Source organism: Streptococcus sp. Marseille-Q0941 (assembly GCF_943736975.1).
In the GTDB taxonomy this organism is placed as follows: Bacteria; Bacillota; Bacilli; order Lactobacillales; family Streptococcaceae; genus Streptococcus.
The window spans coordinates 80,779-93,804 of the sequence record NZ_CALSFO010000003.1; the positions used below are offsets into that span (position 1 = coordinate 80,779).

The following is a 13,026-nucleotide window of genomic DNA, read 5'->3' on the forward strand; positions in this document are numbered from 1 at the left end:
ATTTTTCCTAGGATTCTTTTACTTTTCTTTACCTATAGTAAATATTTTTATGCCATGTTTTCATTGAAATTATAGCTCGTATTTGATATGATAAGACTATGACAAAAAAGAGATTACCCCAGAATAAAGTAAAGAAGAAAAATAATAAAAAGCTTGGCACTCTTGTCTTGCTTTTATTTCTAACAATGATAGCACTCGGTAGTGCGATTACCTATAAAGTGTTGAACAAACAAGCCTTTGAGCAGAAAATTGAGAGCCTCAAGAAGGAAAAAGACGATGCCTACTCCCAAGGGAGTCAAAAAGAGCATTTCCGTAAAGAGAAATCAGAAATTATCACCTATTATCCACTAGTTGGAGAAAATGTTATCTCCTCTGTCAAGGATGTCATCGTAAAAGATATCACTGACAAAGTAGAAGGTAAAGAACAGTTGATTTTTTATTACTCAGAAAAAGGGGATTCCTCTTTGACTGGGGTTGAAAATCGTTTAATCAAAAAACAGGCCTATGACTTGGCAAATTCTAATGTCGTTGAATTAGAAAATACTACTTTAGACCAGCTGTATCTCAAAGAAGATGGCTCTGTCTTTACCCTGGATCAACTCTTTACAGACTCATCCACGGCCAAAGAAAAATTGCTTGAGGGAGTTAAATCAACTCTCAAAGATAAAAAAATTGAACAATCAGTTGTTGATCAAGTTTCAGCTGATTTCTCAGCTGCAGAATTGTCAAGCTGGAAGTTTACCTATAAAGATAGTCAATTAGTTCTTTATCCAGTCAAAGCAACGACTAATGTTGAAGAAATAGCGATGCCTATTTCAGATTTCTTTGATTTTATTCAGACATCCTATCTAACAGAAAAAGATGCTGAACTTTATAAAAAAGTTCAAGCAGAGAAACATAAAAAAGTTGTAGCCTTAACCTTTGATGACGGTCCCGATGGCAATACAACACCGCAAGCCTTGGATATTTTAGCTAAGTATAAAATCAAAGCGACCTTCTTTGTACAAGGAAAAAACATTGCAGGTAATGAAGCTATCCTCAAACGTATGCAGGCCGAGGGACATGAAGTTGGAAACCATAGTTGGAACCATCCTGTTTTAACACAACTTTCATTAGAAGATGCTAAAAAACAAATTACGGATACAGAATCAGCAATTACGAGTGTTCTCGGAAAGAGTTCAAAATTGATGCGTCCACCATATGGTGCGATTTCAGATGATATCCGTAATAGTCTCGATTTGAGCTTTATTATGTGGGATGTAGATAGTTTAGACTGGAAGAGTAAAAACGAAGCAGCGATTCTGACAGAAATTCAACGTCAAACAACTGATGGTTCTATCATCCTCATGCATGATATTCATCAGACGTCAGTGAATTCACTACCAAAGGTTATTGAGTATTTGCAGGGACAGGGATATAGTTTTGTGACAGTATCAGAACTACTCAATACAGGTTTAAAACCACATGGTATTTACTATTCTCGTAACCAATAGTTGGGATTAAAATCAAGTATTAGAAAAAAACAAAAAAAGATTATTTTTATCTTGACAAGTAAGGAAAAACTTGATATTATATACAAGATGAGAAAAGCAGAAGTGAGAACTTCTCGCCTTGCGACTAACGTTGTCTGGCCCCTACAGATCAAGTTTCAGAAATGAAATATAATCATGTAGTGCGGACTTGCGTTAGCAAGTCCGCTCTTGTTTTTCTCTAAACTAAAAAAAGAGGTGAAAACCATAGCAAAGCAAGACTTATTCATCAATGATGAAATTCGTGTACGCGAAGTTCGCTTAATCGGTCTTGAAGGTGAGCAATTGGGTATCAAACCACTAAGCGAAGCGCAAGCACTTGCGGATGAAGCTAATGTGGACTTGGTTCTCATTCAACCTCAAGCTAAGCCTCCTGTTGCGAAAATTATGGACTACGGCAAGTTCAAATTTGAGTATCAGAAGAAGCAAAAAGAACAACGCAAAAAACAAAGCGTTGTAACCGTGAAAGAAGTTCGTTTGAGCCCAGTTATCGACAAGGGTGACTTCGAAACGAAACTTCGCAATGCTCGCAAGTTCCTTGAAAAAGGAAACAAAGTAAAAGTATCTATTCGCTTTAAGGGTCGTATGATTACCCATAAAGAGATTGGTGCAAAAGTTTTAGCCGATTTCGCTGAAGCAACTCAAGATATTGCTATCATCGAACAACGTGCTAAAATGGATGGACGTCAAATGTTTATGCAATTGGCCCCAGCAACTGACAAGAAATAATCTGTCAGAAAGTTAAAAAAAGGAGAAAATATCATGCCAAAACAAAAAACACACCGCGCATCAGCTAAACGTTTCAAACGTACAGGTTCTGGTGGACTTAAACGTTTCCGTGCTTACACTTCTCACCGTTTCCACGGAAAAACTAAAAAACAACGTCGTCATCTTCGTAAAGCATCTATGGTGCATGCAGGAGATTTCAAACGTATCAAAGCAATGCTTACTCGCTTGAAATAATCGCGTATTTGTAAGTTAACAATTCTAGGAAATATTGGAGGAAATATAAATGGCACGTGTTAAAGGTGGCGTTGTATCACGCAAACGTCGTAAACGTATTTTAAAATTAGCAAAAGGTTACTATGGAGCTAAACACATCTTGTTCCGTACTGCAAAAGAACAAGTAATGAACTCTTACTACTATGCATACCGTGACCGTCGTCAGAAAAAACGTGACTTCCGCAAATTGTGGATCACACGTATCAATGCGGCAGCTCGTATGAACGGACTTTCATACTCACAATTGATGCATGGTTTGAAATTGGCTGAAATCGAAGTTAACCGTAAAATGCTTGCTGACTTAGCTGTTAACGATGCAGCAGCTTTCACAGCTCTTGCAGATGCAGCTAAAGCAAAACTTGGTAAATAATTACTTTTAAGACTGGAACAGGATTGTCCCAGTCTTTTTAGAAATAAAGGAGAAAGCTATGGCTTCAAAAATGCTACACACTTGCTTGCGAGTAGAAAACCTTGAAAAATCAATCGCATTCTATCAAGATGCTTTTGGTTTTAAAGAATTGCGTCGCAGAGATTTTCCAGACCATGCCTTCACGATTGTCTATCTAGGACTTGAGGGTGACGACTATGAGTTGGAATTGACTTATAACTATGATCACGGCCCTTACGTGGTAGGAGATGGTTTTGCCCATATCGCCCTTAGTACACCTGATCTTGAGGCACTCCATCAAGAACATAGCGCCAAAGGCTATGAAGTAACAGCACCTAATGGGCTTCCAGGGACTCAACCTAACTATTACTTTGTCAAAGATCCAGATGGATACAAGGTAGAAGTGATTCGCGAAAAGAAATAATCTAAAAAAATCACAGCAGAAGCTGTGGTTTTTTAGTTTATGCAAAGCAAAAGTATCTGTTTTTCTATTTTTTAAAATGGTATAATAGAAAAAGAAAAAGGAAGGTGAGAAAGAATGATTGCCCAACTGGATACAAAAACTGTCTATAGTTTCATGGAGAGTATGGTTTCAATCAAGAGATATGTCAGCCTTGGGAAAGAATATGGCTATTCATCGCTTGGAATCATGGATGAAGACAATCTCTATGGAGCCTATTATTTCATCAAAGAATGCCAAAAACAGGGGATTCAACCTTTATTAGGTCTTGAGATGACAGTTTATCATAAAGAAGAAGTGCTCAATCTACGTTTTCTAGCCCTGTCAAACCATGGATATCGCAACCTGATGAAGATATCGTCACGAAAAATGACAGGTAAAAAAGAATGGGCTGATTTCTCTTCCTACCTTGAAGATATTTGTGTCATTGTTCCTTACTATCCTGAAATTGATTCCTTGGGCTTAGGGCATGACTACTATATCGGAGTGTATCCAGATACACCTCAATTGAATGTTTCTCATCCCGTTCTCCCTCTTTATCGTGTTAACTCTTTCGAGTCTGAGGATATAGAAGCTCTCCAGATGCTTAAAGCGATTAAAGAGAACGTGACCTTGAGAGAGGTTGATGTTCAATCTCAACAGGGCCTGTTTTTACCAGCTGACCGTCTTGAACGGATTTTTCTAGAGAAGTTCCCAATGGCACTGGATAATCTTGCAAGATTGATTAAGGAAACTTCCTACGAGATTGATAGTAGTCTCAAGCTTCCACGTTTTAACCCAGAGAGACCCGCTGTTGAAGAACTTCGGGAAAGAGCTATTCAGGGATTGAAACAGAAAGGGTTATGGAATCAGGTTTATGAGGATCGTTTAGAAGAAGAGTTATCAGTGATTCATGATATGGGATTTGATGACTATTTCTTGGTTGTTTGGGATCTCTTACGTTTTGGTCGTTCTCAGGGTTATTATATGGGGATGGGACGCGGATCCGCAGTTGGAAGTTTAGTAGCCTACGCCCTAGATATCACTGGAATTGATCCTGTAGCTAAGAATCTTATCTTTGAGCGCTTCTTGAATCGTGAACGCTACACCATGCCAGATATCGATATTGATATTCCAGATATCTATCGTCCAGAGTTTATTCGCTATGTGCGTGACCGTTATGGTAGTATCCATGCTGCTCAGATTGTCACTTATTCAACCTTTGGAGCCAAGCAGGCCATCCGAGATATCTTCAAACGTTATGGCGTGCCTGAATATGAATTGACGACTATTACAAAAAAAATTGGTTCTAAAGATACTCTAACGACAGCCTATGAAGGCAATCTCGGTTTTAGACAAATCATTCAGAGTAAGATTGAGTACCAAAAGGCCTTCTCTATTGCTAAAAAGATAGAAGGCTATCCACGACAGACTTCCATCCATGCTGCTGGTGTCGTTATTAGTGACAAAAATCTGACAGACTACATTCCTCTCAAGTATGGGGAAGATATGCTCATTACTCAGTATGATGCTCATGGAGTTGAAGGAAATGGCTTGCTCAAGATGGACTTCTTGGGTCTACGAAACTTAACCTTTGCTCAAAAAATGCAAGAGCTCTTACTTGAAACTCAAGGGATTTCGCTAAGGATTGAGGATATTGACCTTGAGGATAAGGCAACCTTAGCCCTCTTTGCAGCTGGTAAGACTAAGGGGATCTTTCAGTTTGAACAGCCTGGAGCTATTCGTTTATTAAAACGAGTGAAGCCACAAAACTTTGAAGAAGTAGTGGCGACGACTTCTTTGAACCGACCAGGTGCGAGCGATTATATCGATAACTTTGTGGCTAGAAAACACGGCAAAGAAAAAGTGACAGTTCTTGATCCAGTCTTAGAAGATATCTTAGCCCCAACCTATGGCATCATGCTTTATCAAGAACAGGTGATGCAGGTAGCTCAGCGTTATGCTGGCTTTAGCCTTGGGAAAGCCGATATTTTGCGTCGTGCCATGGGGAAAAAGAATGCTGCAGAGATGCATCGGATGGAGGAGAGTTTTATCCAAGGTGCACTCGAAAAAGGGCATGGAAAAGAACAGGCTCAGGAAGTCTTTGCTGTCATGGAGAAATTTGCTGGTTATGGTTTTAACCGTTCGCATGCTTATGCTTATGCAGCTTTAGCTTTTCAGCTTGCTTATTTCAAAACACATTACCCTGTCATCTTTTATCAGGTGATGCTCAATTATGCGAGTGGAGATTATATCTTCGATGCGCTCGAAATGGGCTTTGAATTAGCTCCACTTTCTATCAATACGATTCCATTTCAAGATAAGTTAGCAGATAAGACAATTCATCTAGGTCTTAAGAACATTAAGGGAATACCTCGTGATTTTGCCTATTGGATTATAGAGAATCGTCCATTTTCTAGTGTTGAAGATTTTATCACCCGATTGCCCAAAAATTATCAAAAGGAGAGTTTATTAAATCCTTTGGTAGAAGTTGGCTTGTTTGATAGCTTTGAGAAAAATCGTCAAAAAATCTTAACCAACCTACCAACTCTATTTATCTTTGTAGAAGAGTTAGGTAGCCTCTTTGCAGATTCTAGCTATAGTTGGACAGATACAGAGGACTTTTCAAATATTGAGAAATTTCAAAAAGAGCAGGAATGGTTAGGAGTTGGAATTAGCCAACACCCATTGATATTCCTAGCAAAGAATCCTTTGTATCCAATCGTGAGTCTGTCTGAACTTTCCGAAGGTCAGACAGCTACAGTGCTTGTTGAGATACAATCCATTCGTGTGATCCGAACTAAAAAAGGTGAAAACATGGCCTTTTTGAAAGTTAGTGATAGTAAAACAAATCTGGAGGTTACTGTTTTTTCGAATCAGTATCGCCAATTTAAAAATCTCTTACACGAAGGTAGTTTCTATTATCTAAACGGGAAAGTTCAGGCTAGGGACGGACGTCTTCAATTAGTTTTGAATAATCTAAAAGAGGCAGTGAGTGAACGTTTTTGGATTCAAGTTGCTAATCATGATCACGACTCTGAAATTTATCATATTTTAGAACAATATAAGGGACAAATCCCTGTTGTCATTCGATATGAAAATGAACAAAAAAATGTTCTGTTGCCTGGTTATATGGTTACAAAAGATGCGAGCTTACAAGAATCTTTAAAACAAATTGTCATGAAAACGATTTATCGTTAAAAATCAATGAAAATAAAAGAATTTTAACTTTAAATATGGTATAATCAGTTAGAATGTTAAAAGAAAAAGGAGCAAAACCAAATGAAACGTATTGCTGTTTTGACTAGCGGTGGAGACGCCCCTGGTATGAACGCTGCCATCCGTGCAGTAGTTCGTCAAGCAATCTCAGAAGGAATGGAAGTCTTTGGTATCTATGATGGATACGCAGGGATGGTTGCCGGTGAAATCTATCCACTTGATGCTGCTTCAGTTGGAGACATCATTTCACGTGGTGGTACTTTCCTTCACTCTGCTCGTTACCCTGAGTTTGCAAAACTCGAAGGTCAACTTAAAGGGATTGAGCAATTGAAAAAACACGGGATCGAAGGTGTCGTTGTAATCGGTGGTGACGGTTCTTATCACGGAGCTATGCGCTTGACTGAGCATGGATTCCCTGCTATCGGACTTCCAGGTACAATCGATAACGATATCGTAGGTACTGACTTCACAATCGGATTTGATACTGCAGTTACTACTGCAATGGATGCAATCGATAAGATTCGTGATACATCATCAAGTCACCGTCGTACTTTCGTTGTTGAAGTAATGGGACGTAATGCTGGTGATATCGCACTTTGGGCAGGTATTGCAACAGGTGCTGATGAAATCATTATCCCTGAAGAAGGCTTCAAGATGGAAGATATCGTAGCTAGTATCAAAGCTGGTTATGAATGCGGTAAAAAACACAACATCATTGTTTTGGCTGAGGGAGTTATGTCTGCCGATGAGTTTGGTAAGAAACTCAAGGAAGCAGGAGATACTAGTGACCTTCGTGTGACTGAGCTTGGGCATATCCAACGTGGTGGTTCACCAACCGCTCGTGACCGTGTATTAGCGTCACGCATGGGAGCACACGCTGTTAAACTTCTCAAGCAAGGAATCGGTGGTGTCGCTGTTGGTATTCGTAATGAGAAAATGGTTGAAAACCCAATTCTTGGAACAGCAGAAGAAGGAGCCTTGTTCAGCCTAACAGCTGATGACAAAATCGTTGTTAACAACCCTCACAAAGCTGACCTTGAACTTGCTAGCTTGAACAAGAGCTTGTCCTAATCAACTTTAACTAATCTGGTAAAATGACCATAAAAGGTCGAATTATATAAAGGAGTCACAAAAATCATGAACAAACGTGTAAAAATCGTTGCAACTTTGGGTCCTGCGGTAGAAATCCGTGGTGGTAAAAAATTCGGTGATGACGGATACTGGGGTGAAAAACTTGACGTTGAAGCTTCAGCTAAAAACATTGCTCAATTGATTGAAGCAGGAGCTAATACTTTCCGTTTCAACTTCTCACACGGTGACCACCAAGAACAAGGTGACCGTATGGCAACTGTTAAACTTGCAGAAAAACTTGCAGGTAAAAAAGTTGGTTTCCTTCTTGATACTAAAGGACCAGAAATCCGTACTGAATTGTTCGAAGGAGAAGCTAAAGAATATTCATACAAAACTGGTGAAAAAATCCGTGTTGCAACTAAACAAGGAATCAAATCAACTCGTGAAGTGATTGCTTTGAACGTTGCTGGTGCTCTTGATATCTATGATGACGTTGAAGTTGGTCGTCAAGTATTGGTTGATGATGGTAAACTTGGTCTTCGCGTTGTAGACAAAGACGATGCAACTCGTGAATTCATCGTTGAAGTTGAAAATGATGGTGTTATCGCTAAACAAAAGGGTGTAAACATCCCTAACACTAAAATTCCTTTCCCAGCTCTTGCTGAACGTGATAACGCTGATATCCGTTTCGGTTTGGAACAAGGTATCAACTTCATCGCGATCTCATTCGTACGTACTGCTAAAGACGTGAACGAAGTTCGTGCAATCTGTGAAGAAACTGGTAACGGTCACGTTCAATTGTTCGCTAAAATCGAAAACCAACAAGGTATCGATAATTTGGACGAAATCATTGAAGCTGCTGACGGTATCATGATCGCTCGTGGTGACATGGGTATCGAAGTACCATTCGAAATGGTTCCAGTTTACCAAAAAATGATCATCACTAAAGTGAATGCTGCTGGTAAAGTTGTTATCACTGCAACAAACATGCTTGAAACAATGACTGAAAAACCACGTGCAACTCGTTCAGAAGTATCAGACGTATTTAACGCTGTTATCGACGGAACTGACGCGACTATGCTTTCAGGTGAGTCAGCAAATGGTAAATACCCACTTGAGTCTGTTCGTACAATGGCTACAATCGACAAGAACGCTCAAACTCTTCTTAACGAATACGGACGTTTGAACTCAGATTCATTTGAACGTAACTCTAAAACAGAAGTTATGGCTTCAGCAGTTAAAGACGCTACAAACTCAATGGATATTAAATTGGTTGTAACTCTTACTAAGACAGGTCACACTGCGCGTTTGATTTCTAAATACCGTCCAAATGCTGATATCTTGGCATTGACATTTGACGAATTGACAGAACGTGGATTGATGTTGAACTGGGGTGTTATTCCAATGTTGACAGAAGCTCCATCATCAACTGATGACATGTTTGAAATTGCTGAACGTAAAGCAGTTGAAGCAGGTCTTGTACAATCTGGTGACGACATCGTTATCGTTGCAGGTGTTCCACTTGGAGAAGCTGTTCGTACAAATACAATGCGTATCCGTACAGTACGTTAATCTAACATTAAAAACCTATCATATCAAGCTTTCCGGCTTGTGTGATAGGTCTTTTTTGTTTTATTAGGTCCAAAAATCTATTCGTTTAGGACAAGAAAAAAAACTCTCTGGAAAACCAGAGAGTGTGAGAGGCATCTCCATGTGAGAAACTGGTTCACACAATTTCTCAAGGTCCGCTCCTGCGTTATGACCTCCTTTGCGCAATTGTAGCTTTCGCTACATATCGACTCATCGCAGCCTTTATTTTACTATAGAGGCCAATACTTTGTCAAGAAAAAACAGTTCCTTAAATAGGAACTGATGAATGATGCTAATTGCCGGGATCGAACCGGCGACCTCATCCTTACCATGGATGCGCTCTGCCTACTGAGCTAAATCAGCTTACTTTGAGAGTATACTATAGATTTAAGTTTTTGTCAATATGCGAATTAGTAGCTTAATTCATTGGAAAAGCCCAAGTAAGAAACTTGGGCTTGTGGAGATTCGATTATTGTAATTGTTCTCTCTTTTTATCTGGATTCCAAACAAAACTTGCAACAAAGGTAAAGAGGATTGTCAAAATTCCGATTACAATTGCGAGGATCAAGGCAGGGATACGGATGAGCCACCAAAGTGGGTTTGGCTTTTTATTGTTGTGCCACTCTTTTGTTTCCTCATCCAGGCGTTGAAACTCAGATTGGATGCGGTCTGCAACCATCTCAATTCCCTCATCATTCATCTTTTTGATGTCTGAAATATCAATAGGATTTCCGAAATTCATATCGATTCGCTCGCGGCTGATGAGTCCTTTTAGAGTCATAGGACCAGTATAAGTGACTGGCATAATACGAACCTTAGCCATTTTCGCAATCAGAGCAACACCACCCTTAACATCGGTAGAATGACGACTACCACTAGGAAACATAATCAGTGAGCGATTGCTCTTTTTAAGGACATTGATTGGATATTTGATGGCAGAAGAACTTGGATTTTCACGATCGATAGGAAAGGCACCGCACATACGAATCCACCACCCAAAGATACGATTTGAAAAGAGTTCTTTTTTTGCCATAAAAACAAATTGTTTTGGTTTGGTTGCAAAAGCCATGTAGACAGGGTCCCACCAAGTACGATGAGGCGCAACAAGGATATAATTCTCATCCGTACTTGGAATTTTATCAGTATTGTGAAAGTGAGCATTTCCATTGATTGACCATAGAATCAACATAACCAACCCACGTAGATAAGTATAAAACATGGTGTCTCCTTCAGTTTTCTTTCTTTTATTATACCTTATCATACTAGGACAGGCAAATGTTTTTTTGTATAGTCTGAAAAGCTCTTTATATGAAATTAGAATTATTCAAAAAAAAATGATATGATAGAATTTATGGATAAAAATAAAATTATGGGCTTAAGCCAATCAGAAGTTAAAGATCGTCAGAAGCAGGGACTAGTCAATGATTTTAAGGCTTCCGCTAGCACGAGTACTTGGCAGATAGTGAAGAGAAATGTTTTTACTCTATTCAATGCTTTAAATTTTGCCATTGCCCTAGCGCTCGCCTTTGTTCAAGCTTGGAGCAACCTAGTTTTCTTTGCAGTTATCTGTTTTAATGCTTTTTCAGGAATTGTGACTGAGCTACGTGCGAAACATATGGTTGATAAACTCAACCTCTTGAATATAGAAAAGATTACGACAATTCGTGATGGACAAGAGATAGCTTTGGACCCCGAAGAACTTGTTTTAGACGATGTGATTCGCTTGTCAGCAGGAGATCAGATTCCAAGTGATGCCATTGTCTTAGAAGGTTTTGCCGAAGTCAACGAAGCCATGTTAACGGGTGAGAGTGACTTGGTCCAAAAGGAAGTTGAAGACCTAATGATGTCTGGTAGCTTTCTTGTCAGTGGTTCCGTCTTTGCCAAGGTCAAACATGTAGGGGCGGACAACTACGCAGCTAAGCTCATGCTTGAAGCCAAAACGGTGAAGCCAATCAACTCAAGTATCATGAAATCACTAGACCAACTAGCTGGCTTTACCGGGAAAATCATTATTCCTTTTGGAATTGCTCTCTTGCTTGAAGCCTTGGTCTTAAAAGGTTTGCCACTGAAATCTTCTGTAGTCAATTCATCTACAGCTCTTTTGGGAATGCTGCCTAAAGGAATTGCTTTACTGACTATAACTTCGCTTTTGACGGCAGTGATAAAACTAGGACTTAAAAAGGTTCTAGTACAAGAGATGTACTCTGTTGAAACCTTGGCGCGCGTGGATATGCTCTGTCTGGATAAGACAGGGACCATCACTCAAGGGAAGATGCAGCTTGAGACTGTCCTTCCTCTTACTCAAACTTACGATAAGGATGCCATTGCCAAAATACTAACTAGTTATATGGCACACAGTGGGGATAAAAATCCAACAGCTCAAGCTATCCGAACGCGTTTTGTGGGAGAGGTAGCTTATCCGATGATTTCAAGTCTTCCATTTTCAAGTGATCGAAAATGGGGAGCAATGGAGTTGGAAGGTCTAGGAACTGTTTTCCTAGGCGCACCGGAGATGTTGTTGGATGCTGAAGTTCCTGAAGCTAGAGAAGCTCTTGAACGAGGATCTCGTGTCTTGGTGTTAGCGCTCAGTCAAGAAAAACTTGACCATCACAAGCCACAAAAGCCATCTGATATTCAGGCTTTGGCTTTGCTTGAGATTCTAGATCCGATTCGAGAAGGTACTGCTGAGACGCTAGACTATCTTCGCTCTCAGGAAGTGGGATTGAAAATTATCTCTGGTGATAATCCAGTTACTGTTTCAAGCATCGCTCAAAAAGCAGGTTTTGCAGATTATCACAGCTATGTAGATTGTTCGAAAATTACCGATGAAGAATTGATAGCCATGGCTGAGGAAACAGCTATTTTCGGACGTGTTTCCCCTCATCAAAAGAAACTGATTATCCAAACTCTGAAAAAAGCAGGTCATACTACTGCAATGACAGGGGATGGTGTAAATGATATTCTAGCTCTCCGTGAGGCAGACTGTTCTATCGTGATGGCTGAAGGAGATCCAGCAACTCGTCAGATTGCAAATCTGGTCCTCTTGAATTCAGATTTCAATGATGTTCCTGAGATTCTCTTTGAAGGTCGTCGTGTTGTCAATAACATTGCCCACATTGCTCCGATTTTCTTGATCAAGACCATCTATTCCTTCTTGCTAGCAGTTATCTGTATTGCCAGTGCTTTGTTGGGACGTACGGAATGGATTTTGATTTTCCCATTCATTCCTATTCAGATTACCATGATTGACCAGTTTGTGGAAGGATTCCCACCGTTTGTTTTGACTTTTGAGAGAAATATCAAACCTGTAGAACATAACTTCCTCAGAAAATCCATGCTTCGTGCTTTACCAAGTGCCTTGATGGTAGTCTTTAGCGTTTTGTTTATTAAAATTTTTGGAACAAGTCAAGGTTGGTCTGCCATTGAAATTTCGACCATTTTGTATTATCTATTGGCATCAATTGGTTTCATGTCTGTAGTGAGAGCTTGCTTGCCATTTACCCTTTGGCGAGTTCTCCTGATTGTTTGGTCAGTTGGTGGCTTCCTTGGAACAGCTCTTTTTCCAAGAATTCAAAAACTACTGGAAATTTCAACACTTACAGCACAAACATTACCTGTCTATAGCGTTATGATGATTATCTTTATTGTGATTTTCATCCTGACAAGTCGTTATCAAATGAGAAAATAAAGAAAGACTGCAATCGATGGTTGCAGTCTTTTTTAGGTGCAAGATTGGTAGATAAAATATGGTATAATAAAGAAAAATAGAGTTTTTGAAAGTGAGAGAA

Annotated in this window: 10 protein-coding genes, 1 tRNA gene and 1 other annotated feature; of the genes, 9 read left to right on the forward strand and 2 right to left on the reverse strand. The window is 39.5% G+C overall.

Annotated features, from left to right (window positions below; genetic code table 11):
- The first annotated feature begins 98 nt into the window (after positions 1-98).
- From pgdA to pyk, 8 genes are all read left to right on the forward strand, one after another.
- The gene (gene pgdA / locus NGI26_RS02240; RefSeq protein ID WP_251935444.1) at positions 99-1,493 is read left to right on the forward strand and encodes a peptidoglycan-N-acetylglucosamine deacetylase PgdA; all 1,395 of its coding nucleotides are present in this window, start codon (positions 99-101) and stop codon (positions 1,491-1,493) included.
- A gap of 88 nt (positions 1,494-1,581) precedes the next feature.
- Positions 1,582-1,712: a sequence feature (ribosomal protein L20 leader region), on the forward strand.
- Between the two features lie 15 nt (positions 1,713-1,727).
- Complete coding sequence (gene infC / locus NGI26_RS02245; protein WP_006149857.1) at positions 1,728-2,258, forward strand: translation initiation factor IF-3; 531 nt, start codon at positions 1,728-1,730, stop codon at positions 2,256-2,258.
- Between the two features lie 33 nt (positions 2,259-2,291).
- The gene (gene rpmI, locus NGI26_RS02250) at positions 2,292-2,492 is read left to right on the forward strand and encodes a 50S ribosomal protein L35 (RefSeq protein ID WP_003003453.1); all 201 of its coding nucleotides are present in this window, start codon (positions 2,292-2,294) and stop codon (positions 2,490-2,492) included.
- 49 nt (positions 2,493-2,541) lie between these two features.
- Positions 2,542-2,901 carry a 50S ribosomal protein L20 gene (rplT, locus tag NGI26_RS02255; protein WP_000124834.1) on the forward strand — a complete coding sequence of 120 codons (360 nt, stop codon included), beginning with the start codon at positions 2,542-2,544 and terminating at the stop codon, positions 2,899-2,901.
- A gap of 58 nt (positions 2,902-2,959) precedes the next feature.
- Complete coding sequence (gene gloA / locus NGI26_RS02260; protein WP_251935446.1) at positions 2,960-3,343, forward strand: lactoylglutathione lyase; 384 nt, start codon at positions 2,960-2,962, stop codon at positions 3,341-3,343.
- A gap of 114 nt (positions 3,344-3,457) precedes the next feature.
- Positions 3,458-6,559, forward strand: coding sequence for a DNA polymerase III subunit alpha (locus NGI26_RS02265; RefSeq protein ID WP_251935448.1), 3,102 nt, complete (start codon positions 3,458-3,460; stop codon positions 6,557-6,559).
- Positions 6,560-6,640: 81 nt separating this feature from the next.
- On the forward strand, positions 6,641-7,648 hold the full coding sequence (gene pfkA, locus NGI26_RS02270; protein WP_251935450.1) for a 6-phosphofructokinase: 1,008 nt from the start codon (positions 6,641-6,643) through the stop codon (positions 7,646-7,648).
- 66 nt (positions 7,649-7,714) lie between these two features.
- Positions 7,715-9,220: a pyruvate kinase gene (pyk, locus tag NGI26_RS02275; RefSeq protein WP_251935452.1), complete on the forward strand. Its 1,506-nt coding sequence runs from the start codon at positions 7,715-7,717 to the stop codon at positions 9,218-9,220.
- Positions 9,221-9,528: 308 nt separating this feature from the next.
- On the opposite strand, the gene NGI26_RS02280 is transcribed toward pyk, so the two are convergent.
- Together NGI26_RS02280 and NGI26_RS02285 are read right to left on the reverse strand one after the other, a co-directional pair.
- Positions 9,529-9,601, reverse strand: a tRNA-Thr gene (locus tag NGI26_RS02280).
- A 106-nt stretch (positions 9,602-9,707) separates the two neighbouring features.
- The gene (locus NGI26_RS02285; RefSeq protein WP_286009823.1) at positions 9,708-10,457 is read right to left on the reverse strand and encodes a lysophospholipid acyltransferase family protein; all 750 of its coding nucleotides are present in this window, start codon (positions 10,455-10,457) and stop codon (positions 9,708-9,710) included.
- 132 nt (positions 10,458-10,589) lie between these two features.
- On the opposite strand from NGI26_RS02285, the gene NGI26_RS02290 reads away from it, so the two are divergent.
- Positions 10,590-12,926 carry a cation-translocating P-type ATPase gene (locus NGI26_RS02290; RefSeq protein ID WP_251935456.1) on the forward strand — a complete coding sequence of 779 codons (2,337 nt, stop codon included), beginning with the start codon at positions 10,590-10,592 and terminating at the stop codon, positions 12,924-12,926.
- Positions 12,927-13,026: the final 100 nt, after the last annotated feature.